This is a genomic window from Corynebacterium sp. HMSC078A10, from assembly GCF_001811565.1.
GTDB classification, from domain to species: Bacteria; Actinomycetota; Actinomycetes; order Mycobacteriales; family Mycobacteriaceae; genus Corynebacterium; species Corynebacterium hesseae.
In genome coordinates, this window is the sequence record NZ_KV805216.1 from 375 (window position 1) to 26,310 (window position 25,936).

Sequence of the window (25,936 nt, forward strand, 5' to 3'; positions counted from 1 at the left end):
ACGCCGAACCAGACACACATTTTGACCCTTAAGCCACATTTTGACCCTTACCCCAAAAACACCGATGGGCCCCTTTCCGATTCCTCGGAATAAGGGGCCCAACGGCGTCTCTATCAAGTCCCTCCAATTATCGGCCACGGGCCGCCCTCTGGAGGGTGAGGGGTTCTCTCTCTCGCATGCGCTCTCTCAAACGCACAACACTGAGTATGGGGGCTAACGCTGGCACCGCCATGAACTCTTCCTGGCAGTTTTCTGCTAGTCGCAACCTCTACTAATCGAAGCGCGCGGGGCGCTTTTCCAGGAAGGCCATGACGCCTTCCTTGTGCCCGGCAGAGCTCATTTGTGCGTACTGCGTGGGCTCTTCCCATGAAAGCTGATCCTCGAGATGGGCGAGGGCCGTGCGGTTGATGGCCTCCTTGGCCTTGGCCAGTGCATCGCGCGGCGCAATGTGCAGGCGCTCTACTACCTTGAGCGCGGTTTTCAGCGCCTGGCCCCGGGGCGCGCGCTTGGCGACGATCCCAGCTGCCTCCGCTTCCGCGACGCCGAGTTTGTCCTGCAGCAACGCCAAAGCAAGCGCGCGGTGGCGCCCCACGGAGGCAAGCGCGGTGAGGCTTACGCCGCCGTCCGGGATTAGGCCGATCTTGCCGAAGGGCAGCGTGAAGTAAGATTGCTCGCCGGCCACGATGAGATCGCAGGCGAAGGCCAGCGATGCCCCAGCGCCGGCGGCTGCGCCTTCGACCGCGGCGATGACGGGAATCTCGGCGGCCTGGATTTCGGTGACGAGCGCGTTGAGCTGCGGCAGCATCGTCGACTCAGCCGGGTTGGGGGTCTCGCCCGACTGCTGCGCTGCAGCCGCAGCCTGTGCCGCCGCCACGATGTCCGCGCCCGCGCAGAAGGCGGTCTCATCACCGGTGATGATGAGGGCGCGGATGGAGGGGTCTTGGGAGGCGTCGCCAAGCGCGGCCGAGAGCGCTTCGCAGTGTTCCTTGGCAATGGCGTTGCGCCGCGCGGAGTTGTTGATCTGGGCGATAAGGGCGGAGCCTTCGCGGCGGGTGAGGATGGCTTCGGTCATGGTTAGTCCTTAACGAGTTCGGTGAGGGAGGAGATGATGCGCTGGGCATCGGCGGAAATGCGGGAGACGATCTCGGAGCACGGGGCGACGTCGTGGATAAGCCCCTGCGAGGTACCACAGGTCCACACGCCCGCATCCAAGTCACCGGTCTCGTAGACCGCGCGGCCGCGCTTGCCGGCAACGAGGTGGCGGATATCGCCGAACTCCGCACCTTGGGCGAGGCGCTCGGCCACCTCATCGCTAACGGCATTCTTGGCCACGCGGGTGGAATTGCGCAGCTCGCGGAGGATGAGCTGGGTATCCAGCTCGGAGCGCTCCACGATGGCCTGCTTAACGTTCTCGTGCACCGGCGCCTCCGTAGAGGCCACGAAGCGGGTGCCCATGTTGATGCCCTCGGCGCCCAAAGCGAGCGCGGCGGCCAGGCCGCGGCCATCCGCGAAACCGCCCGAGGCGATGATGGGGATATCGAGTTGATCCGCGGCGGCGGGGATGAGGACTAGGCCCGGGATGTCATCCTCGCCAGGGTGGCCGGCGCATTCGAAGCCGTCGATGCTCACGATGTCCACACCCACCTTCTGCGCGCTGAGCGCGTGGCGCACGGAGGTGCACTTGTGGATGACGGTGATACCCGCGTCCTTGAAGGCCGGCATGTGCTCCTTGGGATTGTTGCCGGCGGTTTCGGCGATCTTTACGCCTTCCTCAATGATGACGTCTCGATACTCCGCATAGGGCGGCGGGGTAATTGCCGGCAGCATGGTGAGGTTGACGCCGAAGGGCTTGTCTGTGAGCTCGCGTGTGCGGCGAATCTCGTGGCGCAGGTCCTCCGGGGTGGGCTGGGTTAACGCGGTGACGACGCCGAGGCCGCCGGCATTAGATACGGCAGCGGCAAGCTCAGCGCGACCGACCCACTGCATGCCGCCTTGGATGATGGGGTGAGTGATGCCGAGCATCTCGGTAACGCGGGTGGAAATCATGAGGGTGGTGCTCCTTTGTGGGTGACTAGCAATTGGGGAGAAGTGGATGGAAGTTCTGGGCTAAAAGCGGTGAATGGCTATTCGGAGAAATGACCGCGCAGGCGCTCGGTGAGGTCCTCGGGGAGGGGGATGGGGCGGCGCGCGGAGACGTCGATAAGCACCAGCGTCGCCGTGGCGAACACGCACGAGGTGCCGTCCTGGATGAGTTCGTGGGCGACCTGGTAGGAGGTGGTTCCGATGCGGGAAATCCACACCCGCGCCTCGATGGAATCGGTGTAGGTGAGCTCGGCCTCGTACTGCACTTCGAGGGATCGCACCACGTGAGCGTAGGTATCGGTGGCGACGGGGCCGGTCAGTGCGGCGGCTGCGCGGACGCGTGCCTCCTCGAGGAGGGTGACTATCGTGGCGTTGTTGACGTGGGCGTTCGCGTCCTGGTCGGACCACCGCAAAGCGAGGGGCACCGGGATGGCGTTGGCGGGCGCGCGCATTGTTCCTCCTTGGGGGAGCAGGTAGAGTGATGCGTATTACTATACATACGAATTGTGGTTCGTCACTCGAACCGTGAGGAGAATGCCATGACGGATCTGCTGGGAATCGATGCCCTCCTGAGCGAAGAAGAAAAAGCCACGCGTGACCGCGTGGCCGCACTGGTGGATGAGCACATCCGCCCGCACGTGGCGCAGTGGTACGAGGAAGCGGTGCTGCCGGACTCGATCTTCCCGGTGCTGGCGGAGGCTGGTCTGTTCGGGATGCACCTGGAAGGCTACGGCTGCGCCGGGCGCACTGCCGTGGAATACGGGCTGGCCATGCAGGAGCTAGAGGCCGGCGATTCGGGAATTCGCACGGTGGTCTCGGTGCAGGGATCGCTGGCGATGTCGGCCATTTATAAACACGGCTCGGAGGAACAGAAGAAGCAGTGGTTGCCTAAGATGGCCGCGGGTGACGTCATCGGTTGCTTCGGGCTAACGGAGCCGACCGCCGGCTCCGACCCGGCGGGCATGGCGACGGTGGCGCGCTACCGCGCGGGCGAGTGGATGATCGATGGCGCGAAGCGCTGGATTGGCCTGGCGAGCGTGGCCGGGGTGGCCATCATCTGGGCCAAGGTGTCCGAGGAGGATGCCTCCGCCGCCGGGGTGGAGGCGGGCGTGCGCGGGTTTATTGTGCCGACATCTACGCCGGGTTTTAGAGCTACCCCAATCACTCGCAAGCTGTCGATGCGCGCTTCTATCCAGTGCGATATTTTGCTGGATGGTGTGACCGTGCCTGGCGACGCCCTGCTGCCTAAGCACCCTGGCCTCAAGGGGCCGTTCATGTGCCTTAATGAGGCGCGCTTCGGTATCAGCTTCGGTGCTTTGGGCGCTGCGCGCGATTCCTTGGAGGTGGCGCTGAAGTATGCCAAGGAGCGCAAGCAATTCGACCGCTCATTGGCATCCTTCCAGCTCACGCAGCAAAAGCTGGTCGATATGGCAGTGGAGCTGAACAAGGGCCAGCTGTTGGCGCTCAACCTGGGCCGCGCCAAGGACGCGGGAACGTTGGAGCCTTACCAAATTTCGGTGGGCAAGCTGGCTAACTGCCGCACCGCCATCGAGATTTGCCGCCAAGCGCGAACCATCCTAGGCGGCAATGGCGTCACCGCGGACTACTCACCGCTGCGCCATGCCGCCAACCTGGAATCAGTGCGCACCTACGAGGGCACTGATGAGATCCACACGCTGATTCTGGGGCGCGTGCTGACGGGGGAGCAGGCGTTTAGCTAAAAGTGGCCCGAAGTCCCTTGATGAAGAGGCTTCGGGCCTAGCTGTGTTTAGTTGGCGATGAAGTACATCTGTTTATTGATGAACTCCTCGATACCAAGTGAACCAAGCTCGCGACCGAAACCTGAACGCTTGACACCACCAAAGGGGAGTTCAGGACCTTCACCAGTTGGTGTATTGACGTTGCTCATGCCAGATTCGATGCGCTCAGCAATTGCTTGGGCTCGCTTGGAGTCTTGAGAGAACACTGCTGCGCCAAGGCCGAAGACATTGTCGTTAGCTATCTCGAGCGCTTCCTCATCAGTCTTAAACTTGTAGACCGTGGCGACCGGTCCAAAGAATTCCTCATAATAGGAATCGCTACCTCGAGGGATATCTGTGATTACTGCAGGGGAGATGTAGGCGCCCTCCTCTGAGAGTTCACCACCCGCCAGTAGCTGGCCTCCAGCAGAAACAGCGCGCTCGAGCTGTTCTTTGAGGTTCTCTGCAGCGCTACGGGAAGATAGCGGGGCATACACAGTTTCCCCGGCAGTATCCGGTAGTCCTGGCTCCATTTGTTGTGCAAGATTAACTAGTTCTTGAACAAACTCGTCATAAATGTCTTCTGCGACAATAAGCCGCTTGTTTGAATTGCAGGCTTGGCCGGTGTTGTACATACGCGTACCCCAAGCGAGTTCGGCTGAAGCCTTAACATCATCCGTGTCGAGGACGACATATGGATCTGAACCTCCAAGCTCGAGTACGGCTTTCTTGAGGTGCTGGCCAGCCTGTGCACCAACGATAGCTCCGGCCCGCTCGGATCCGGTAAGAGAAACTCCTTGAACGCGGGGATCTGCGATCAAGGTAGAGATTTGCTCATGGGTAGCAAAAACATTGGTGTACACCCCTGCCGGAAGGCCGGCATCGAGAAAGATCTTTTCGATCGCCAGAGCAGAACGCGGGCAAATCTCCGCGTGTTTAAGGATGATGGTGTTTCCTGCGACAAGGTTGGGTCCTGCAAATCGCGCTACCTGGTAGTACGGGAAGTTCCACGGCATGATGCCGAGCAGAGGCCCGAATGGGCGGCGGCGAATGAATGCCTTACCGTCCGCCTCCGTAGGGATCTCTTGATCCGCGAGAAACTTCTCCGCGTTGTCCGCATAGTACTGGATGATGGCAGATGAGAACTCGGCTTCTTCAACGCCTTCCGGAAGTGGCTTCCCCATCTCTTCAGCAATGATGGCAGCGAGTTCTTCTTTGCGTTCTTCAAAGAGTGAAGCTGCCTTGGCCACAATTTCTGCTCGTTGTGAGACTGGAGTTCCAGACCATTCGGTGAAAGCTACGGAAGAAGCTTCGAGGATTGGCTCAATAGCAGCATCATCGAGAGCATCGAAAGTTTCAATGATCTTGTTGTTGACTGGATTCTGTACACGGTACTGAGACATTTTTCCTCCTAGGAAAAGTTTGGGGTTGTTGTATCTGAACTGGATTCACTACGGCTGATTACTGAGCCCGTGAAGAAATCTGGGTTGCGGAGTCGGGTAATGAACATGAGGATTAATCCGAGCACGAGGATGCTGGCGCCCAGGATGAAGACGATTCCGACCCCTCCAAGAGAAGAACCGGAACCAAAGCTCGGGTCCATGGAGTCATAAGCGGTGATGAAAAACATTAAGAGAAGGAAGCCACCGCCCAGCAACGGGCATAGAAACTTAAACAGGAAGTTCCTTGCTGAAGTAAAGAGTTCTTTTCGGAAATACCACAGACAGGCAACTGCTGTGATGCCGTAGTAGAAACAAATCATGAGACCAAGAGCAGCAATTGTGTCCCAAAGTGCATTCTCTGAGAGCACTCTTGTTATGGCGTAAAAGGCTCCAGAAACGACGGTTGCGACAATCGTTGCGACGGTTGGAGTTTGGAATCGTGGGCTGATTCGAGCCAATTGTGGGGGAAGAGCTTTGTAATAGCTCATCGCCAGAATCGTGCGGGCGGGGCTAACCAGCGTGGATTGCAAGGATGCAAAAGAGCTAGCTAGAACCGAGATATAAATAAGGATGGCAAATGGGCCCATAACCGGGTAAGAAAGCACTGCAAAAATTGATTCCTGATTGTCTGGGTTACCGGCGCCTAGTCCGCTTTCGCCGATGCCCGCCCATGCCATAACGGCTACCGCTGTAAGTACATACAAAATGATCGTGATGACGATGACGACGGTAGCCGCCCGGCCAGGAGTTTTTTCTGGGTTTTTCGTTTCTTCATTCATAGTTAGGGTGACATCCCAGCCCCAGAACATGAAGATGGATAGGGAGATTCCGGCAGCAACCACCGAGAAGTCCTTGATTTCAAATGGGTTGAACCAGCTGAATTGGATGGGGGTGAAATCGAATCCATCTCCGTTGTAAGCCCTCCATAATGCTGCAACATCGAAGGAGACAATTGCGATGATTTGTATTGCAACGAGGATGTATTGCATCTTCTGCGTTGTGTCCATACCTCGATACGCGACCCAAGCTGCAGCAACTAAGAACACAAGTGTGGTTGGAATATTTACCCAGAGGTTGCGTGTGAGTTCAGCGAGCTCTGGTCTACCGGCAAGCTGTGCGATGAGCAGATAGAAGAAGTCAACGGCCACTGCGGCAAGGTTCGATAGGACCAATATCGTGGCGGCGATCAGACCCCAGCCACCCATCCAACCGACCCACGGGCCGAAGGCTTTGGTCGCCCATGTAAAAGTGGTTCCTGAATCAGGAGCACGGTTGTTGAGCTCGCGGTAAGCAAAGGCCACAAGCAGCATGGGGATAAACCCCAGAATGAGAACGGCTGGAACGAAGACGCCCACGGCCGAGATGGCAGGACCGATTCCCGAAGTGAGTGTGTAAGTTGGCGCCAAACAACTAATGCCAATGACGACAGCTCCGAGCAAACCGACTTTGCCGACTGCCAATCCTTTCTCTGAAACTGCTGGTTGTTCACTCATGAGGGAGCACCTCCTTTCAGCGACATGTAGCCCGAAGGGACAACAATGGTTGGAACTGGTAAGTGCTTGAGGATTCGATGAGCAGTTGTGCCAAGGAAGAGCCGACCATCGCCGGCAATACGCGCAGAACCAAGAACTGCCACTTCGCCCTCTTCCCAGCTAAGGTTTCGCAGCGCTGACTGGACACTTGATCCCGAAGTAGTGATGCGTGACGCTTGTCCCTTGGAAACCGCTCCTTCGATTGCCTCTGAGAGTGGGAGCTCAAATCCGTGCCCGGCATCTTCTCCGGAGATCTTCAAAGTAATGATGCGTAATGGAATCTCTCGGCGGTTTGCGCGGTCGAGTCCGATTGCCGCGACATCTGATCGTCCTCGGCGCGGGCCAACAAGGGCAGAAATGCTCGTTATCGGTCCTGGATATGAATAGCCTTGAGGAGCTAGCGCTACTGGTGTTTGTGCTGTGTATAGCAATGAACTTGGTACTGTACCGATGCGGAATCGGTTCAAAAGTCCGCCTGAGCGTGCTCCGACGACGATTAAATCGCACTCAAGTTTTTGCGCGGCATCATTCAAGGCAAGTGCGGGTTCTGTCCCCTCGACGACGTGCCATGTCGCAGAAATGTCAGCGGGAAGACTATTTAACGCACTGGCGAGACGCTTTTCGGTTTGTTCTCGCACAATCGCGTTGTAACCAGGATCTTGAGTCTGAACACCAAAACCTTGAGGACTAACAGGAGGAATAACCGAGACTATCTTCAGGTTGACCTGGCGCTCACGCGCGAGAGCAATTCCTAAATGGAGAGCATCATGACCGTCAGAGGTGTCGATGTATGCGACTAGCAGAGAGCCGTTAGCCCTGCGGCGCGGAAAATCGGTGGGTGGATTCATGAACAGTCACCGCTTATCCCTGCCCGAGAATCTGTTTCGCAACGGCTTCACCGATACGCACCGCGCCGTCGACGTGCTGGTAACCTGCACCAGCGATGTCAGAGGAGGAGTAATAGATCGGGCCGGTTGGTTTGTTCTGAAGATGGCCCCAACGCGATAGTCCACCCAAATCGTATGACGTTGCGTAGGCTCCGCGAGTCCATTCTTCGGCCGCCATATCGGAGAGGAAGAATGCGATTGGCTTCTTCACCTTGTCACCAAGGTAAATGGACATTGCATCGAGGATGCGCTCTTTGCGTTCTTCAGCGGGGAGAGCCCACATCTCTTCGGCGTAAACGTCGGAAACAAAGCCAACCAATGTGCCGAATGCGTCTTCTTTTCCTTCCTCACCGCCTGCGAAGTTTTTGCCGTAATTGGTGTTGTCATAGATTTCGGCAACGAGTCGATCGCCACCGAATGCAGTACCGGACAGTCCCTCTTCACGCCAGAAGGGAGTTTCATAGACTGCATGAACTTTGATGACGAGACCCATGGAAATGTGCTGATGGGCAACATGCTGTTCTCGCGGCAGGGGAGGCACGTAGGAAATGCGACTATAGAGGTTTGGCGGAACCGCAAGGATAGCGTTTTTAGCATGGACAACAGCGCGATCAGAGTAGGCAGTTACGGCTCCCGGTCCACCATTGTTGTCCACACCATTGCGGACGTCCGCTTCAACATTGTTGGGGGCGTCTGCCGTAGAAGGATCTGGCGTAGCCCATTCGAGAGTGCGAACAGGTGAACTGAGAATGACGTCATCGCCGAGTTCCTCTGCCATCGTTATGGAAACTGACTGCATGCCGCCGGCAACTCGCTTATCAAGCAAGAAGTTTTCATCAACAAGGTTGTCGAAAGAACCAGCAGATGAAGCCATCAGAGCTGCTTGAAGTACGGAAAAGGTGCGGGAAGGCTTAGTAAGCATTCCAGAGGAAATGTAAAGCGAGATGTTGTCAATTGCCTCAGAATCGTCAGATAGGCTTTCTAACCAGTCACGGAAGGATTGGCTATCGAGTTCTTTGGCTCGTGGGTGCTCCCAAGGGGCGTTAGCGTCGACTTCCTCGGCCAGCTGATTGAGCTCAGCGATCAATCGATTCATCTCGGAGGCGGTTTCCTCTGACGTCGGGAAGGTATCTCCCTCAAATTCGTGGCGCGTGCCATCTGGGGACACGTAGACTGACTTTCCTTCGCGGTACCGATCAAAAGTCTCGAGTCCGAGCTCCTGGACGAGTTCGGTGAGGCGCGTTTGATCGGGCGAAATCCACTGGCCGCCGATCTCAATGAAGTGTTCAGTACCTTGGTCGTCGAGTACCTTTCCGTTCCAAGTACGGCCGCCCACGCGATTGCGGGCTTCGAGAACACAGACTGATTTTCCTGCTTTCTTGAGAGTGCGGGCAGCCATTAGCCCTGAAGCACCGGCGCCGATGATTACAACATCGACTGTGCGCTCTTCGGCGTTGGGATTACCATTACGTTGCGTGACCATTGGAGCGTTTCTCCTTCGCGTGCAGTAGGTATGCGGTGAGTGAGACCTTCGTATGGACGATGGTGTTTCAACGTTAAATTAAAGGGTTTAATTTAACGTTGTGACTACAGTAACAAACGCGCGGCAAGAATTGTAGGGATCACAGTGGTAAATGTTTCGCGCCCCAAAGGGCGGCCAGTGAAAGCGCTGGTGAACCGGAAAAAAATAGCATCAGCCGCACTGCAAATTGTTGAGCGCAAGGGGCTTGAAGCCCTATCGATGTCAGCGGTAGCTAGGTCAATGAAGGTTAGTACGGCAGCGCTCTACAATCACATTTCCAACAAAGAAGAACTGCTGGCTCTGGTACAAGATGACATCATTGCAAAGGTCGATACTTCGTCGCTGAAGCACGCCCTTGCAGGGGAACTACCAGCAGCTGATGCGCTTCGGCAATGGGCATGGTCGTATCGGGATATTCTGGCTGATAATATTCCGCTGATTCGCGTAATTACTGAGCTTCCACTTTATGGTTCGCCCCAAACGATTTCGATGTACGAATTGCTCGTCCAAGTAATTGCACTCGCTGGAGTTCCCGAAGCGGAAGTTATTACGAGGCTTGTCGCAGTAGAGTCTCTTGTTTTTGGTTCTGCTTACGACGTTCATGCGCCTTTGAATATTTTTGAATCGCCTGGGCCTGGAGATAGTCCATTGAACAAGATGAATGACATCTACTTGGCTCAATTCCGAGAGCAGTCTTCGGAGGAGAGCGAACAATCTAAACTTCGTGCGGACAAGTCGTTTGAAACTGGTTTGGAAGCCCTGTTGGAAAAGTTCCTATCATCCGATGAGGCTTAAATTTGTGACGCCTATTTAGAGAACGCAGCCCCACGGATAAAACGGATTCCATCCAGCAGCCTCTCGAATAGCTGACAAAGAAGGATGAAATGCGAAACCCTCCCCTGCAGCTAGGGATGAACTGCTATCGGGGAGGGAAGCACCTTGGGGGAATAAGCTGGTTGAGCTTAGGTCTCGCTAGATTTTGGAGAGTTTTTGGATTCTGTGCGGTGGGCGTTCGGATCGATCGGGTGCCCGTCAGCGTCCAGATCATTGAGCTCCGCCAGCTCCGTGAAGTCCGCCTGCGCGTCGGCGAAGCCTTCCTCCGGATCGATCTCATCGAAGTTGCGGATGGTACCGTCGCGCTCGTCCTTGAACATGTCCTTGCCGTAGATGACCAGCACCATAATGATGCCGGCGGCGAATCCCCACGCGGCGCCCTGGGTGGCCAGCACGCCAGCGGTCACGCCTGCGATGCCGAGATCCTTCTGGTTCTTGGCCTCCATGATGCCCACACGCACGGATACGAAGCCCTGAATAATGAGCGTCAGTGCCAAGCCCACCGGCAGGATAGGCTCAACGAAAGAGGTAATCGGTAGCAGGAGGAGGCCCGTGTTGGTGCCCCAGCGGAAGGAGCCCGCGCCACCGAAGACGGTGCGCATGGCGCGCTTGCCCTGCTTGTAGCGCTCAACGATGACCACGTGCATCGCCGCCCACAGTGGACCACACATGGCGATGTCTGGGCCGATGATGGACATCAGCATGTTGCGGCCGCCGAAGAGGAGGTGTGCGCGCGACGGGCTGTAGACCACGGCCTCATCCGTACGGACATGGTCGGCTTCCTTGAGAACGGCGTTGGCTTGCAGGACGTCACCGAAGACAACGATGTACGCAGCCAACACTGTGGGGATGGCGGTGAGGAACATGTGCGCCGGTGGCAAGCCAACGCCGAAGACCGTGTACTCAGACCACAGCGTGATGAAGTCAGGCTTGGAGAAGCCCCACTCCACGTCCGGCCAGGGTGCCTCGCCGGCCAGCGGTGCGACGAAAACCGCGACGAAGATTGCAGGCAGGATGCCAAGCGAAGCCAGGAAGCGCCAGCCGGCGGCCTTCTGCCGCAGTGCCTGGAAGCCGCGCGAATACATGAGGAAGAAGGCCACGGCCACCGCGATGGTGATGGTGATAGGGAAGGAGTGGAAACGTCCGTCTTCTTGAAATACCGAGATAATCGCTGCAATACCGGCACCAAGCACGATACCGGCGCGCAGACCTGAAGGAATGAGGCGAACGACCTTTGACGCCCACCCAGTTATACCCAGTGTTAAGGAGAATATGCCCAACAAGAGCTGGAAACTGATCAGCGCCCAGATTCGCTGCTCTCCTTCCGGGAAGGTCTGGATGTAGACCGTCAGCAGCGGAATAGCTGGGGTAATCCAGCCCGGGACAACCGGGTCACCCAAGAGGTGGTGGGTCAGGTAGAGAAGGCCGTTGAGCATGACGACGGCCAGTGCCGCCTCATAGGGCATGCCGAGGGCCTCAGTCATCAGGGGGATAGCGCCCAGATCGACCACGCACATGAACAAACCTTGGGCAAAGTCCGGCCACTCAATGCGGTAGTGCACGAACGGCAAGCGGACATCAAATGGCCCCATCTTCCAGTGGGGCGAAGCTTGACCGATTCCCTGCTCTTCGGGTTCGGCGGCTTCGGTGGTTGCGGCCATGACGGCCTCCTTTCAAAGAAAAGGGACCAAGCCCCACGGGCGCGAACCGCGCAGGGCTTGGTGAGGAAAGGCGAAGTGGTTGAGGTTTAGACGAGTCTTGCTTAGTCGAACTCGATGATCTGGCGCAGTGCCACACCGTCGGACAGGCGGTCCATGGCGGTGTTGATGTCCTCGAGCTTGATGTGGTCGGAGATCAGGGCCTCGGCGTTGAGCTTGCCCTCACGCCACAGCTGCTCGTACTTCGGGATGTCCTTCGACGGAACGGAGGAACCCAGGTAGCAGCCGTGCAGGCGGCGTGCCTCACCGGTCATCACGAGCGGGTCGATGGTGATGGTGGAGCCCGGTGCTGGCAGGCCAACGGTAACGGTCAGGCCACCCGGTGCCGTGACCTTGTAGGCGGTTTCCAGGGCCTTCGGGTGGCCGGCGGCCTCCACGACGGCGGTGAACTTCTTGCTGGACTCTTCAGCTTCCTGCGGGGTCATGGCGGAAGTAGCACCGATTTCGAGGGCCTTTTCGCACTTGTCCTTCTGCATGTCAATGCCCACGATCTCCTTCACGCCGAGCGCAGCGGCGGTGATGATGGCGGCCATGCCCACGCCACCGAGGCCGACGACGGCGATGCTGTCTTCGGGCTTTGGATCGATTTCGTTGAGGATGGCGCCGCCGCCAGTAAGGATGGCGCAGCCGAGAATAGCGGCGATATCCGCCGGGACATCGGAGCCCACCGGCACGACGGAGAGCTCGGAAACCACTGCGTGGGTGGCGAAGCCGGAAACACCGAGGTGGTGCTGGACCATCTCACCATTGCGGGTGAGGTGGCGAGTACCGCGGATGAGGGTGCCCTCGTTGTTGGTCTTGGAGCCGACCTCACACGGCATCTTGCCGTCGGTCTTGCAGCCGGCGCACTCGCCGCAGCGCGGCAGGAAGGTCATGACCACGTGGTCGCCAACCTTGACGTTGGTCACGCCTGGGCCGATCTTCTCGACGATGCCAGCGGACTCGTGACCCAAAAGCATCGGCAGCGGGCGGGGGCGGTTGTTGTTGACCACTGAGAGGTCGGAGTGACAGAGGCCAGCGGCGGTGATCTTGACCAGGATCTCGCCTTCGCCGGGGGCGGTGAGCTCGAGCTCGCTCACGGTAATGGGCTTGGAGTCGGCGTAGGGACGCTCATCGCCGGAGCGCTCCAGGACGGCGCCGCGAATGGTAATCGTGTCAGACATATCTACCTCCAGACATCGGGTGGGTTAATGCAACGTAATGTACGCCACAGAACGTCGATGAGGGCAGGAACGGTATGGGAGAAATTACATCAGATGGGGGTATAGATGGGGAATTGTCTACTTGGCGAGCGCGTGGGCGCGCAGCGCCACGAAGACATCGAGCCCGCGCTGGCCGACGGCCCATTCATCACCCATCAGCTCAGCGATGCGGTCGAGGCGCTGGCGCACCGTGTTGGGGTGGATGAACATGGCGCGGGCCGTCTGCGGGATGCTGTGCCCGGAGAGCAGATAGTGGTGGGCGGTATCGGTTAGCTCCGTGGAATGCTCCTCGTCATAACACAGCAGCGGGCCGATGGTGCGCGTGGATAGAGCGTTCAATGCGTGAGGGTCCGCCCCCAAGATGAGGCCCACCGTGCCCAGGGAGTCCTCGGTGATCAGACGGCCGCGCACTCCCAGGGCGAGCGCTGATTCCAGGTAAGACATGGCGGAATCATGTGCGCTGCGTGCTTCACTCAGGCCATCAAAGCCGATGGCGGAGACCGTTAAATCGGGGAACTCAGATAGCAGCGGGGCCAGCGCCGCATCGATACCTCGATCCGGCTGGTACAGCACGCACACGTGCTGATCGTGGTGCGTAATAGCGGCATTACCCGGTAAGAGGTGTTCCAGCTGCGGACGAGTGGGCAGGCTCTTTGCTGAGTGCAGGCCCACGAAATACAGCTGTGCTGAGGAGATCAGGCTGATACCCGTCAGATGTCGCAGGCGGGCGATCTCCTCACGCCCGGCATTACCCAGCGCCACGGCGTAGACCAGGTCATCGACTTTGCGCGCAGTGGCGTCGACAAGCGCCTCAGCAAAAAGGGCGATCGACGTAAAGGCCGCGGAAGCATGGCTGATGACGCGCAGTTCGGCGTCGCTGAGCTGCTTGTCCACACCAATCGTGCCCAGTGCGCGGCCATTAAACTCCACGGGGAACGTGCTTGCTGGGGGAGCGTCCGGGGCATCCTCCGTGGTCCACAGCATCACCGGAGCGTCGAGACTTTCAGTCAGCACGCGTTCCAGCTCTTCGAAGCTGGCATTGTTCATGAGCACGTGGAGCAGTTTCGCGTTGACCTCATTGAGCCACTGCAGCTCTTCCACATGGCGGCTCAGAGCTATCTGCGAGCGGGTTAGCTCGGCAACGGATTCGCCCTGGCTCTCAATGACTTGCGCATTTTCCAATGCCACAGAGGTAATAGAGCCAAGCACCTCGAGCGCGGCAATCTCCTCGTGCGTGTAGTGGCGGGGGTGGCGGTCGCCCACGAGCAGCGCGCCGATGGTGCGCCCGGCAATACGAATCGGGGCACCTAGGATTCCGCGGATTCCCTCGGCCTCCACCGCGCGGTCCACGTAATCCACGTGCGTGACGTTGGGGTCGGCGGAATGGTCATAGGTCCACGCCGGGCGGTTGGTGGCGGCCACAATGCCGAGAATTCCAGATCCCATCGGCATGTTGATGGTGCGGAATTCTTCGGTGACGACACCGCTGGTGGCCAGCACTTTGGTAAAGCCGGAGCCCTCATCGTTGAGGCTGAGATAACCCACGTCCGTGCCAATAGTGGTGCGCGCGTGGCGCACGATGGCGTGGAAGATATCAGATGATTCGCGGCCCGAGTTGAGCATCTGGGAAACATCGAGCAGCTTGGTCGACATCACCCGCCACGTGTGGTTGGCGCGCATGGTCTCCTCAACGGCCCGAAGCGAACTGAGCTCCTCGGCATCCAGTTGCTCTCGCAGCTCGTCGGGGACACGGGTGCCGCTGGCGAGGCGGGAGAGTACGGTGCCGAGGAGAGACATGCCTACAGTTTATTTGGATCAGATTATTAGGATCAGACTTTTTTCTTAGTGCGCGGAATGGGCTTGCCAGTGATGAGCGCGTGGAGCTTGCCATCACCAATCTGCAGCTCTTCGGGCACGTCCTCGGAATCGACCTCAGTCATGATTTCTCTGATGAAGTCAGATTCGGGAATGGAGGAATTGCGGGCGATAGCGGAAAGCTCGCGCATTTCCTCATCAGAGAGATGGTTGTCATTCTCAAAACGCTTCTTGAGTAGTTCGCGGGCACGGCGGCGCAGATCGGCCTCAGACTGCAGGTCCTTGCGGTTCTTCATCCAAGCAAAGCCGATGATGAACATGATGGCGATACCCATGTAGCCCAGAATCGGATATACCCAGCCGATGAGGTTAGAGAAGCCGACGAAGGAGAGCACGAATCCGATGAGCACCGAGATGACATAAACCTTGTAGAAGTGCTGTGGCTTGCCACGGGTCAGGCGCTTGGCAAAGGCATAGAACATACCGATGGCGGTGTTATAAATCATGCCGTAGATAGCAATGGACATGGCGACTCCGAGCGCTGGATGAATCTGCTCAATCATGGCCAAGGTTGGCATTTCGGCGTCGGTAATCGGGCCCACCGAAACGTAGAGGCCGCCCACCAGGACCGCGAGCAGGAACAGGAAGCACAGGCCGCCGAGGATGCCGCCATAGCCCACTTCCTTGGCATCGAGGAAGTTGCCGCCGATGACGATCATCATGGAGACCACCACGATGACGTTGAGGCCCAAGTTATTGATGGCGGAGACCCACCAGTTGGGCAGCGTGGTGGGAATGGTCTGCGCCTGCTCGTTGAGGTGTGACCAATCGGGGCTGGACGTCAACACGGTATACACGGTGCCGATGGTCAGCAGGATGATGATGAACGGGGTGATAGCGCCAATGGCGATGGTCACCTTGTCGACATCGAGCAAACCAGTCAGCAGCGTGAGAATGAGCATGAGGATCGCACCGATCCACACCGGCCAGCCCCACTGCTGGTTGAGGTTGGTGCCGGCGCCGGCGAACATGGCGAAGCCGATGCAGAAAAGACAGGTCAGCGTGGCGAAGTCAAGGATCTTCGACACAATTGGCGTGGACACCGCGTTGAACACAGAAGTGTGTTCTTTTGCGCGGTGATAAGAACCCAATTGGAGAATGGTGATTCCGGAAATGGTCATGGCCAGTGCGGTGACGATGGCACCGACGATGCCCATGTTTCCGAAGGCAACGAAGTATTGGAGGGCCTCACGGCCGGACGCGAAGGAGGCTCCCGCGAGCACGCCGATGAAGGCCATCGCGATGCCGAATGAGCGTTTAAGCATGGTGAACCTAACTGTGGATGGATTAATGCTTCTACTTATGCAGACGGGGCAGGCCGCCTAGGAAGGGTGCCTGCCCCGTGTGTGATGGAGCGATAGCTGTTATCTCGTCACTGCCTTGATGAACTCGGCGATTCCAGCAAGCTCCTCCTCGCCGCGGTCAATGATCGCCGCGGAGGTAAAGAGCCCGTGGTGGTAGCCCAGGAGGTGCTTGTGAGTGACGTCGACGCCAGCTTTAGCTAGCTTCCCGGCATACTCGATGCCCTCATCCGCCAGTGGATCGTTGTCCACCGTGATGACGAGCGACGGGGGCAGGCCCTCCGGCAGCTCTTCCAACAGCAGCGGAGAGAGATCCGTGGCGGTGCGCTGGGATTCCTCCGTGACGAAGGTATCGATGAACCACCGCATGGTGTCGGAGGCGAGAGGGAAGCCTTCCTCCAGGCGTTTGTAGGAAGCACCGTTCTCGGTGCGCTCGCGGGAGCAATCCGTGATCGGGTAGAGCAGGATCTGGGCGCTGAGCTTGGCGACGTCGTCAAGCACCGCGAACTCATTCGCCAACGTGGCAGCCAGCTGGCCGCCGGCCGAATCACCGGCGACCGCGATGGAGGTCACGGTCAGTCCGTGCTCTGCCTCGGGGTTGGACAGCCAGCGGTAGGCGGCGCGGCAATCGTCGATAGCCGCCGGGTAGGTGTGCTCCGGGGCGAGGCGATAATCCACCGCGACGACCGGGAGGCCGGTCAGCACCGCGATACGGCGTACCGAGGAGTGGTGGGTCTCCAGGTTGCCCATGAGCCAGCCACCGCCGTGCATGTAGAGCACCGCGGGGGTCTCCTGGCCGCGTTCTGCCTCCGGGCGGGGGTCATAAAGGCGAACCTGGAACTGGTCGACCTGGAAATCTGTGGTCGCAGGTTCCTTTTCTTCGTGGAGAGGGTTGGCGTGGGCCGAGGCTACGTAGTTCTCACGCACCTGCGGGATGGGGAAGTTATGGAAGGACTTCGCTCCACCATCGCGGAAAGGCTTCAGCGCCTTCCACGCATCCTCAGCGACGGGGCGCCCGGAGTATTCGTCGTGCAGAGTGTGCATCGTGATCACTACCTTCTAGACCAGCTCGTAGTCGTTGATCTCCAGCTTGTCGGTGAGCTCGTAGTACTCAGCAACGTTGCCGGACCAGTTGTTGATGACGCGGCCTTCCTCGTTCTTGTACCACGAGGAGCAGTCAGCGGAGAACGCAGATTCCTCGAGTTCCTTCTGGATGCGGGTGTTGAACTCGTCGATGACGTTCTTCTTCACGTCGAGGGCTGCCTCCGGGTTCTCGCGCAGGTAAGCAACGGCCTGGGAGATGTAGCGGTCCTGTGCCTCGAGCATGGCTACCACGGAGTGGTGGTTGAGGTTGGTATTCGGGCCGTAGAGCATGAAGAAGTTCGGGAAGCCATCCACGGTCATACCCAGGTAAGCCTCCGGGGAGTTGCCCCAGCGCTCGCGCAGGTCGACGCCGTCGCGGCCAGCAATCGGCAGGTCACCCTGGAACTCCTGGGAGTGGAAGCCGGTGGCGTAGATGACCACGTCGAAGTCGTGCTCTGCGCCGTCGTCGGTGCGGATGCCGGTCTCGGTGAACTTCTCGATGCCGGCGGTGATGAGCTCTACGTTGTCACGGTTGAAGGTGGGGTAGAAGTCATCGGAGCGCAGGATGCGCTTGCAGCCGAAGGCGAAGGTCGGGGTGAGCTTCTCCACCAGCTCCGGGTCGTTGACCTGGGAGCGCAGGTGCTCCATGGCCTGCTCGACACCCTCGGCAGCGGAATCGGTGCCCTTGCGGGTGCGGTCGAAGCCCTCCTCGCGGACCTCGTGGATTTCCTGGCGGATGGCGCGGTAGGAATCCGGGTTCTCCTGGAACTCCTTGGTCTCCTCCTCGGTGAAGATGACCTGGTTGCGCGGCAGAATGTAGTTTGCGGAGCGCTGGAACACGGAGAGCTTCTCCGCTTCCTTGGCAACCTCCGGAACCAGCTGGACAGCGGAGGCCGCGTTGCCGATGACGGCAACCTTTTTGCCGTTCAGGTCGACGTCGTGGTTCCACTCGGCGGAGTGGAACTGTACACCCTGGAATGCCTCGCGGTTCGGGAAGTTCGGGATCTTCGGCTTGGAGAGCTGGCCCCAGGCGCCGACGAAGACGCGGCCGTAGTAGGTCTCACCGTTGGCCTCGATCTCCCATGCCTTGAGGTCTTCCTTCCACTCGGCGCGGGTGATGCGGTGGTTGAACTTGATGTGATCGTAGAGGTTGAACTCCTCGGCAAGGGCCTTGAGGTAGCCCTGCATCTCGTCCTGACCGGCGAACATGCGGGAGACGCCGAGGTTGAGGAAGTAGGAGTAGCAGTAGATAAGAGCCTGGGTATCGCAGGCAGCGCCCGGGTAGGTGTTGTCGCGCCAGACGCCGCCGACCTCGTCGGCTGCCTCGAGGATGAGGAAGTCCTTCTGCTCGTCGCGGACCAGCTGGGCGCCCATGCCCAGTCCGCCGTAGCCGGTGCCGAGGATGATGCAATCGTAGATCTTCATAGTGGTGTGTCTCCTTTAAGACGTTGGTGGTTCGGGTTAGTTCGCGCGGATGGCTTCAGCCAGGACCTGAAGGCCGTCACGCAGGGTGGACTCGTTGATGACCAGCGGCGGCAGAAGGCGGATGACGTTGCCGTCGAGGCCGCAGGTGAGGATGAGTACGCCCTGCTCGCGGCAGGTCTTGGCCACCTTGGCGGTGAGGTCAGCGTTGGGCTGGTTGTTGTCATCGACCAGCTCGAGGGCGATCATGGCGCCGCGACCGCGGACCTCAGCAACGGTGGTGAGCTCAAGTAGCGGCTCCAGCTCTTCGCGGATGATGGCCTCGATTTCGCGAGCGCGGGAGTTGAGGTCCAGCTCCTCCATTTCCTCGAAGGCTGCCAGGGAAGCAGCGCAGGCCACCGGGTTACCGGCATAGGTGCCACCCAGGGAGCCCGGGTCCGGTGCATCCATGATTTCGGCGCGGCCGGTCACAGCGGACAGTGGCATGCCGCCGCCCACGCCCTTGGCGGTGGTGATGAGGTCCGGGATGATGCCCTCGTCTTCACAGGCGAACCAGGAGCCGGTGCGGCAGATGCCGGCCTGGATCTCATCGGCGATGAAGACAACGCCGTTGTCGGTGCACCATTCCTGCAGAGCCGGGAGGAAGCCCTTGGCCGGCTCGACGAAGCCGCCTTCGCCCTGAACCGGCTCGATGATGACGGCAGCCAACTCTTCGGTGCCGACGTACTGCTCGATGTAGCGCAGGGTGCGCGCTGCTGCCTGCTTGCCATCGAAGCCGTCGCGCAGCGGGTAGGACATCGGCGCGCGGTAGATGTCAGCGGCCAGGGTGCCAAAGCCGGACTTGTACGGCTTGTTCTTGGCGGTCATGGTCATGGTCAGGTTGGTGCGGCCGTGGAAGGCACCGTCGAAGACCACGACGCGGTTCTTGCCGGTGTAGCGGCGAGCGATCTTGATGGCGTTCTCCACTGCCTCAGCACCGGTGGAGAAGAGGCAGGACTTCTTCTCGTGGGTGCCCGGGGTCAACTCGTTGAGCTTCTTGGCTACCTGGACAAAGCCCTCGTAAGGAGCGTTGAGGAAGCAGGTGTGGGTGAGGTGGCTGGCGGCCTCGGCGACGGCCTTGGCAACGCGCTGGTTGGAGGCGCCGACGGAAGTCACGGCGATGCCGGATGCGAAGTCGACGATGGTGTTGCCGTCGACGTCGACAAGCACGCCACCGTCGCCGTCAGTGATGTAGGAGGGGTAGCCCGGGATGACGCCAGCGGCGACGTCTGCTTCACGGGCGGCATTCAGCTCCTGGCTGCGGGGGCCAGGGATTGCGGTGGAAACATTCCGCTCCTGGGGGAGGCGGTGCTTGAGATCCTGCATGCTGTCTGCTCCTTAATGCTCGGGATTTGCTATGACGTAGGTCATTCTGGCGGCTAAACTTCAGGAGGGCCACAGACGATCTGGTGAAAGAATGGTGAGAAATTGTCCACAGTGGATAAGGGGGTAGCGGCCGGGCTGGAAGAGGGGAGCGTGTCCCTCACCTGGTTGGCCAATCAACCCGATCTGGGGATAGAGATTCTGCACGATTGCAAGCGGTCCTTTTCCGTGATGCACCCGTGTGAACTGCGCGATCCGCGCGAATTTGTGGGATCCGGGGCCGTCATTTTGCTCACCGGCATGGCATTTGAAGGACGGCCTGAGGAACTGGAAGAGTACATCCGCAAGGTGGCCGAGGGTGGGGTGACGGGGGTGGGTTTCGGCGTTGGACTGGCCTTTGCCGAGGTTCCGCCCGGCATGCTGGAGGCCGCTCGGGAATGCAATATTTCGCTCTTCACGGTGGCGCGGCGCGTACCTTTCGTCTCGGTGCTCGCGCGTTTGCACGACGAGCTGCAGCGCCAGCGCGAGGAAGGGTTGGAGCGTTTCATCGCCCAGCAGGGTGCGCTGAACGACGCCGCCGTGGCCGGCCTCGATGCCCTCGTGGACAAGACCAGTCGCCTCCTAGGCGCGCATTCCTGTCTCGTCGATAAAGACGGGCGCGTCTTTGCGCAGTCGAGCTACCCGGGGCTGCCTCCGGTGGATTGGGCGCCGGTGATCGCCGATACTCGCGCCCAGAACTTCTACGCCGCGCGCCGCGTGGGCGGGTGGAATGTCTTGGCCCAGCGCTTGGCCGACCACGGTGCGCGCTCCTTCGGGCTCTTGGCAGTGTCGCGTGATGGCTTTGGTGTGAACGAACGCGCGCTGCTCAAGCAGGCCGCGGGCCTAGCGGAGCTTAGCGTGAAGCGCCCACAAGAGCTGCGGCGCACACAGAATGAGCTCAACTCCATGGCTTTGGCCATTCAGCTGGGGTTGGACGAACCCGAAGATCCCATGCGGCGCATCTTCCACCTCGTGGGCGATGCGCAGGGGAGGGTGCGCCCGGTCTTGGTGAAATCCGAGGGGGAGCGGGCTCACCAGCGCTTCATCCAGGCCCTGGACGCCCGCCTTCAAGACCACGGGCGTTTGCTCTTCGAGTACGCGCTGGATAAGTCCTCCAGCCTTCTGCTCTTTAGGGGAAACCGAACGATGAAAAACCTGCAGGATTTGTTGCGCGATATTCGCGGGAGCAAGCGGATCGTCGTGGGCCAACCCATGCCGTGGGCCGAGCTGGGGGTGGGGATTGTCCACGAGCTGGAGTCTTTCGCTTTCGGGCTGCAGCCGGGGATGCTTGCGGGGCCGGAATCGCGCACCTTGAGCTGGACTAGGGACCCTCGGGTTAAAGGAGCGGTGCACAACCGCGCGAAGGAGACCTGGGGCAAGGTGCGTTCCTTTGACGCCGAGCACGGCACCGACTTGGCGGAAACACTGGAGGTTTACTTGCGCGCCGGCGGGCATGTAAGCCGCACCGCTGAGGAGCTGCATTCGCACCGCCACACCGTGCGCAAGCGCATCGCGGACTTGGAGGAATTATTGGAGGTGGACCTTAAGGATCCTCTCGTGGCGGCGGAACTTCTCATCCTGGGCGTGAGCGTTCCGGACTGAGTTCTTAAGAGTCAAGGCTGAGCAAGAGCAGCTCCGCGCGGGTGACGGGATTGCTCAGGTCCACGCCGCAGAGTTGCTCGATCTTGTCCAAGCGGGCGCGCACGGTGTGGCGGTGAACGCCGAGTTCCGCGGCGGCGGTGGCCAAGTTGGCGTTGCCCACGAGGAAGGAACGCAGCGTGGCGCACAGCTCTGTGTTGTGCTGCGCATCGTGCTCGGTAAGAAGGCTGACTGTGGCCGCGCGCCGTGCAGCGAGGGCCTCGGGTACTCCGGGTTCTGCCAGCCAGGTAGGGGCAGCAGAATCGAAGGTCGCCACAGTACCGAGTTGCAGGCTGCGCGCGTGGCTCTGGAGAGAGGACAAGAGCGCCGGTGTCAACGCTTGCCATTGGGTGTGCTGCAGGATGGACGTTCGGAGGTAGCGGGTGTGTTTCCCGCACAAGTTCGTGTGCGCGGTGCCCGGGGGAAGAGCGATAAGCGCGGAATCGTGTTCCGGGCGGATGAGGCTGAGAGGCTCGGCTTTTCCAATCTCGCTTAATGCCCGCGCGAGGCGGGAGGGTGATGGTGCCGTGAGAAACAGAACATCCACGAGGTCGTGGCTATCGACCGTATGGAAGGCCGCCTGTAAGGCAGGGGAGTCAACCCCGGCCAGTTGGGCGTCAAGCGCCAACGCCCCGAGGATCGTGTGCGCAGTGGTGTCGGGATGATCTAAGAGCAGGCTGGCCAGGCCCGCGAGGTGCCGGATGAGCGCGCGGGAGTAGGAATCGAACTTCTCTGCACGCGTTACCGCGATGGCCCAGCGCCGTCCCGCCGAGCCGAAGATGCTGGTGATGGTTGCGCCTGTGCTTGTCGACGTCCCCGTTCCCCGCCCCGTCTGCTCCGCGGCCTCCACCGCGGCGTCGGCCGCACTGAGCTGACCGCGATCGCTGCGGCTGACCACCGCTCCGGAGGAACTTGCCACCGCCACTGCGGCGCCGAGTTCTTTGCTGGCTTGCATGACGAGCACCCTGATGCTCGTGGCCGCGGCCTGGTTGAGACGCTCCTGCTGGCGGTGGAGTGAAAAGTGCGCGTTGTTGTCCAAGCGGGCCTGTTCTTGAGCCACGGCCGTGGTGATGGATACAAAACGGGTGGCGCGCGGGACCTCAAAGAGGGTGAGATTGTGCTGGGAGCAGGCGCGGATAAGTTCTGTAGGAACCTCGCCGAAGGCCAGTCCAGTGCCGAAGCCAATGCCCTGCACACCGGCCGCGGCCAGGGCCGCACCATAGCGTTCGAAGCCCTCCGGTTCTTCCTGGAAGGCAAGCCCCAATGTGAGCATGAGCGCGCCGGGGGAGGTGAACTCGCTGGGGTCCGCGAGCTCGGAAGCGTGGATGGTGTTGAATGTGGCGCTACCGGTGACGATGCTTCGCAGGTTCAATGAGCGCTGGTTGAGCAGCCAGCGGAAGGAAATCTCACGCATGGTGGACAGAGTACACAGCTATGGGGAGGAAATTTATACATCTCGTCCATAGTGTGCGGAGGGTGGTGGAGACCACACTAAGGGGCACACTATTCATCCGAGCACAAAAGGAAGACCATGCAGGAACTTCAGTACCACATTGAGCAGTCTCGCCACCTGGGCCAGCAGGTCCCGGGCCCGAAGAGCGCCGCCCTGGATGAGCGCCGCAAGAACGCCCTCCCCGCGGGCATGGCGCCGTCGCTTCCGGGCTACGTAGTGGATGCCGATGGCGGCATTCTTGCCGACGCCGACGGCAACCGCTTCATCGACCTCGCCTCCGGCATCGCCGTGACCTCCGCTGGCGCTTCGAACCCGGCCGTCGTGGCCGCGGTCCAAGAGGCCGTCGCGCACTTCACCCACACCTCCTTCACCGTTTCTCCTTATGAGTCCTACGTGGCCGTGGCAGAAAAGCTCAACGAGGTCACCCCGGGTGACCACCCGAAGAAGACCGCGCTGTTCAACTCCGGCGCTGAGGCTGTCGAGAACGCAGTAAAGATTGCCCGCAACTACACCGGCAAGCGTGGTGTGGTGGTCATGGACCGCGCCTTCCACGGCCGCACCAACCTGACCATGGCGATGACCGCCAAGCAATCGCCCTACAAGAACGGCTTCGGTCCCTTCGCCCCGGAGATCTACCGCGCACCGATGTCCTACCCGCTGCGCGATGGTCTGAGTGGTGCCGAGGCAGCCAAGAAGACCATCACCATGATCGAGCAGGAAGTCGGCGCGACCAACCTGGCCTGCGTCGTTGCCGAGCCGATTCAAGGTGAGGGCGGATTCGTCGTTCCGGCTGAGGGCTACCTCGCAGCAATCCAGAAGTGGTGCAACGACAACGACGTCGTCTTCATCATCGACGAGATCCAGGCGGGCATGATGCGCACCGGTACCTGGTTCGCTTCCGACCATGAGGGCATCGTGCCGGACATGGTGACCATTGCGAAGGGCATTGCCTCCGGCATGCCGCTGTCGGCAGTGACCGGCCGCGCGGAAATCATGGATACCCCGCAGCCTGGTGGCCTGGGCGGTACCTACACCGGTAACCCGGTGGCGTGCGCCGCTGCGCTGGCAACCTTCAAGGAGTTTGAGGAGAAGGACTTCGGTGCGCGTGCTCAGAACCTGGAGAAGGTCGCCCGCGAGGAGCTGGAGCCCATCCTGGGCGATGAACGTGTGGCCGAGTTCCGCGGCCGCGGCGCCATGCTCGCACTCGAGTTCGTGACCGCTGAGGGCGAGCCGGACTCCGAGCTGGTGCACAAGATTGCTGACGGTGCCAAGGCCGAGGGCGTCCTGCTGCTGACCTGCGGCCTGGACCACAACGTCATCCGCTTCCTGCCTTCGCTGGCTATCCCGGAGGACCTGTGGCGTGAGGCGCTGCAGGTCGTCGTCAAGCAGTTCAACGAATTCAAGTAAGGCGACTGCAGTTCTCACCCGGCGATGGCCGGGTGAGTTCACGTTTTAGTAGCCGTTTAGTAGTCATTGGAGAAGTCTTTGTCCAACAACATCACTGTGCCGCAGAAGGATGAATCCACGAAGGAATTCAAGCCCGCGCTGTCCTTCGTGCAGGGCATTGCCCTCATCTTCGGCACCAACATCGGCGCTGGAGTTCTCTCCATTCCTTATGCCGCTCGCAACGGTGGGTTCCTCGCGCTCGTCATCGCCCTGCTCGTGGCTGGCACGCTCACGACCATTTCCATGTTGTACGTGGCGGAGTCCGCCATGCGCACCAAGGCCACGCTGCAAGTCTCGGGACTGGCCGAGCATTACCTGGGGCAGTGGGGGCGATGGCTGGTCTTCGTCGCCATCATCGTCAACGGTATCGGTGCGCTTATTGCCTATGCTGCCGGCTCCGGTGACTTAATCAACAACATTTTCGGTCTGCCGCCGCTTCTGGGCACGTTGATCTTCTTTGGGTTTGGCTCGTGGGTGATGTACCGCGGTCTGCACACCACGGGTGCCACCGAGGGCGCCATTACCGCCGGCATGGCCATCATCATCGCTGTCCTCTGCGGATGGACCATCCTGGGGCCAGGTATCAAGGTGGAAAACCTTTTGGTTCTTCACCCCTTCTTCATCGTCCCGATTCTGAACCTGGCAGTGTTTTCTTTCTTGGCGCAGTATGTGGTTCCGGAGCTGGTCCAGGGTATGGATCCGTCGAAGCCGCAGGAGACCGCGCGTGCGATCGTCGTTGGCATGGTCATCACGGGCTTTACCCTGGCGCTGGTGCCTTTTGCAGCCCTCGGCCTTCTCGGCATGGAGGTCACCGAAGTGGTGACCATCGCCTGGGGTGAGGCACTTGGCCCGGTTGCCTACTACCTGGCCAACATTTTTGCCCTGGCGGCCATGCTGACGTCATTCCTGGCGATTGGCTTCACCACCATGCGCAACGTCCTCGACATCTTCCACTGGGAAGGCGTGAAGGGGCAGCGCATCATCGCGGTGGCGCTGACGGTGGTACCGCCACTGGTGATCTCCATTGCAGGCCTCGGTGGCTTCGTTGCGGCGCTGTCCTATGCGGGCGGCTTTGCGGGGGCCATCATGTCCGTCATCCCGGTGATGCTGCTGCACGCCTCCCGCAAGAAGGGCTACCGCGATCCCGGCTGGACCGTGGGCGGTCTTGCGCACCCGGCTATTCAGGCAACCATCATCGTGGTGTATTTCTTGGCATTCATCTATTCGATCATTTCGATCGTCGGGCTGGTGCCGGCGGGTTGGGCTTAGTACAAGCGATTAGCCCTGAGAAAGGTACGAGATCGTAGACTCAGGCGAGCGATGTTCTTGAGCGGCGGTGGGCTACTGCGAAGTAGCCCA

The 25,936-nt window shown here is 59.9% G+C and carries 20 protein-coding genes; 5 read left to right on the forward strand and 15 right to left on the reverse strand.

What is annotated here, in order from left to right:
• Nucleotides 1-271: 271 nt before the first annotated feature.
• The 3 genes from HMPREF2808_RS08050 to HMPREF2808_RS08060 all read right to left on the reverse strand — a co-directional run bounded on the left by HMPREF2808_RS08050 (nucleotide 272) and on the right by HMPREF2808_RS08060 (nucleotide 2,534).
• On the reverse strand, nucleotides 272-1,072 hold the full coding sequence (locus HMPREF2808_RS08050; protein WP_070624399.1) for an enoyl-CoA hydratase-related protein: 801 nt from the start codon (nucleotides 1,070-1,072) through the stop codon (nucleotides 272-274).
• Between the two features lie 2 nt (nucleotides 1,073-1,074).
• Nucleotides 1,075-2,046: an NAD(P)H-dependent flavin oxidoreductase gene (locus HMPREF2808_RS08055; protein WP_070530951.1), complete on the reverse strand. Its 972-nt coding sequence runs from the start codon at nucleotides 2,044-2,046 to the stop codon at nucleotides 1,075-1,077.
• 77 nt (nucleotides 2,047-2,123) lie between these two features.
• Nucleotides 2,124-2,534 carry an acyl-CoA thioesterase gene (locus HMPREF2808_RS08060; RefSeq protein ID WP_070624400.1) on the reverse strand — a complete coding sequence of 137 codons (411 nt, stop codon included), beginning with the start codon at nucleotides 2,532-2,534 and terminating at the stop codon, nucleotides 2,124-2,126.
• Nucleotides 2,535-2,621: 87 nt separating this feature from the next.
• On the opposite strand from HMPREF2808_RS08060, the gene HMPREF2808_RS08065 reads away from it, so the two are divergent.
• Nucleotides 2,622-3,803 carry an acyl-CoA dehydrogenase family protein gene (locus HMPREF2808_RS08065; RefSeq protein WP_070624401.1) on the forward strand — a complete coding sequence of 394 codons (1,182 nt, stop codon included), beginning with the start codon at nucleotides 2,622-2,624 and terminating at the stop codon, nucleotides 3,801-3,803.
• A 47-nt stretch (nucleotides 3,804-3,850) separates the two neighbouring features.
• Here HMPREF2808_RS08065 and HMPREF2808_RS08070 read toward each other — a convergent pair whose 3' ends face one another.
• The 4 genes from HMPREF2808_RS08070 to HMPREF2808_RS08080 are packed head-to-tail and all read right to left on the reverse strand — an operon-like array spanning nucleotide 3,851 to nucleotide 9,165.
• Nucleotides 3,851-5,224, reverse strand: a complete 1,374-nt coding sequence (locus tag HMPREF2808_RS08070; protein WP_070530947.1) for an NAD-dependent succinate-semialdehyde dehydrogenase — start codon at nucleotides 5,222-5,224, stop codon at nucleotides 3,851-3,853.
• A gap of 8 nt (nucleotides 5,225-5,232) precedes the next feature.
• Nucleotides 5,233-6,756 carry an APC family permease gene (locus HMPREF2808_RS08075; RefSeq protein ID WP_070624402.1) on the reverse strand — a complete coding sequence of 508 codons (1,524 nt, stop codon included), beginning with the start codon at nucleotides 6,754-6,756 and terminating at the stop codon, nucleotides 5,233-5,235.
• Complete coding sequence (locus HMPREF2808_RS13090; protein WP_083309049.1) at nucleotides 6,753-7,643, reverse strand: universal stress protein; 891 nt, start codon at nucleotides 7,641-7,643, stop codon at nucleotides 6,753-6,755. Before HMPREF2808_RS13090 ends, HMPREF2808_RS08075 begins: the two co-directional genes overlap by 4 nt.
• Nucleotides 7,644-7,656: 13 nt before the next feature.
• Complete coding sequence (locus tag HMPREF2808_RS08080; RefSeq protein WP_070624403.1) at nucleotides 7,657-9,165, reverse strand: flavin monoamine oxidase family protein; 1,509 nt, start codon at nucleotides 9,163-9,165, stop codon at nucleotides 7,657-7,659.
• Between the two features lie 177 nt (nucleotides 9,166-9,342).
• Between HMPREF2808_RS08080 and HMPREF2808_RS08085 the strand changes: the two genes are divergently transcribed.
• On the forward strand, nucleotides 9,343-9,999 hold the full coding sequence (locus HMPREF2808_RS08085; RefSeq protein ID WP_141752592.1) for a TetR/AcrR family transcriptional regulator: 657 nt from the start codon (nucleotides 9,343-9,345) through the stop codon (nucleotides 9,997-9,999).
• Nucleotides 10,000-10,166: 167 nt separating this feature from the next.
• Here HMPREF2808_RS08085 and HMPREF2808_RS08090 read toward each other — a convergent pair whose 3' ends face one another.
• The 7 genes from HMPREF2808_RS08090 to gabT (HMPREF2808_RS08120) form a co-directional block, all read right to left on the reverse strand.
• On the reverse strand, nucleotides 10,167-11,699 hold the full coding sequence (locus HMPREF2808_RS08090) for a permease family protein (protein WP_070624405.1): 1,533 nt from the start codon (nucleotides 11,697-11,699) through the stop codon (nucleotides 10,167-10,169).
• 101 nt (nucleotides 11,700-11,800) lie between these two features.
• Nucleotides 11,801-12,919: an alcohol dehydrogenase catalytic domain-containing protein gene (locus HMPREF2808_RS08095; RefSeq protein WP_070624406.1), complete on the reverse strand. Its 1,119-nt coding sequence runs from the start codon at nucleotides 12,917-12,919 to the stop codon at nucleotides 11,801-11,803.
• A 117-nt stretch (nucleotides 12,920-13,036) separates the two neighbouring features.
• Nucleotides 13,037-14,755, reverse strand: a complete 1,719-nt coding sequence (locus HMPREF2808_RS08100; RefSeq protein ID WP_070624407.1) for a helix-turn-helix domain-containing protein — start codon at nucleotides 14,753-14,755, stop codon at nucleotides 13,037-13,039.
• 32 nt (nucleotides 14,756-14,787) lie between these two features.
• Nucleotides 14,788-16,098, reverse strand: coding sequence for a YkvI family membrane protein (locus HMPREF2808_RS08105; RefSeq protein WP_070597254.1), 1,311 nt, complete (start codon nucleotides 16,096-16,098; stop codon nucleotides 14,788-14,790).
• 99 nt (nucleotides 16,099-16,197) lie between these two features.
• The gene (locus tag HMPREF2808_RS08110) at nucleotides 16,198-17,178 is read right to left on the reverse strand and encodes an alpha/beta hydrolase (RefSeq protein WP_070597256.1); all 981 of its coding nucleotides are present in this window, start codon (nucleotides 17,176-17,178) and stop codon (nucleotides 16,198-16,200) included.
• Between the two features lie 15 nt (nucleotides 17,179-17,193).
• Nucleotides 17,194-18,642: a flavin-containing monooxygenase gene (locus HMPREF2808_RS08115; RefSeq protein ID WP_070624408.1), complete on the reverse strand. Its 1,449-nt coding sequence runs from the start codon at nucleotides 18,640-18,642 to the stop codon at nucleotides 17,194-17,196.
• A gap of 36 nt (nucleotides 18,643-18,678) precedes the next feature.
• Nucleotides 18,679-20,004, reverse strand: coding sequence for a 4-aminobutyrate--2-oxoglutarate transaminase (gabT, locus tag HMPREF2808_RS08120; protein WP_070624409.1), 1,326 nt, complete (start codon nucleotides 20,002-20,004; stop codon nucleotides 18,679-18,681).
• Nucleotides 20,005-20,232: 228 nt separating this feature from the next.
• Here gabT (HMPREF2808_RS08120) and HMPREF2808_RS08125 point away from each other — a divergent pair, with 228 nt between their 5' ends.
• The gene (locus HMPREF2808_RS08125) at nucleotides 20,233-21,642 is read left to right on the forward strand and encodes a helix-turn-helix domain-containing protein (protein ID WP_070624462.1); all 1,410 of its coding nucleotides are present in this window, start codon (nucleotides 20,233-20,235) and stop codon (nucleotides 21,640-21,642) included.
• Nucleotides 21,643-21,646: 4 nt separating this feature from the next.
• On the opposite strand, the gene HMPREF2808_RS08130 is transcribed toward HMPREF2808_RS08125, so the two are convergent.
• Nucleotides 21,647-23,092 carry a PucR family transcriptional regulator gene (locus HMPREF2808_RS08130; RefSeq protein WP_070597262.1) on the reverse strand — a complete coding sequence of 482 codons (1,446 nt, stop codon included), beginning with the start codon at nucleotides 23,090-23,092 and terminating at the stop codon, nucleotides 21,647-21,649.
• Between the two features lie 117 nt (nucleotides 23,093-23,209).
• Here HMPREF2808_RS08130 and gabT (HMPREF2808_RS08135) point away from each other — a divergent pair, with 117 nt between their 5' ends.
• Entirely contained in the window at nucleotides 23,210-24,538 is a 1,329-nt protein-coding gene (gabT, locus tag HMPREF2808_RS08135) for a 4-aminobutyrate--2-oxoglutarate transaminase (RefSeq protein WP_070565209.1), read from the forward strand.
• Between the two features lie 78 nt (nucleotides 24,539-24,616).
• A complete protein-coding gene (locus HMPREF2808_RS08140; RefSeq protein ID WP_070597264.1) occupies nucleotides 24,617-25,846 on the forward strand; it encodes an aromatic amino acid transport family protein in 1,230 nt (409 codons plus the stop codon).
• Nucleotides 25,847-25,936 lie beyond the last annotated feature (90 nt).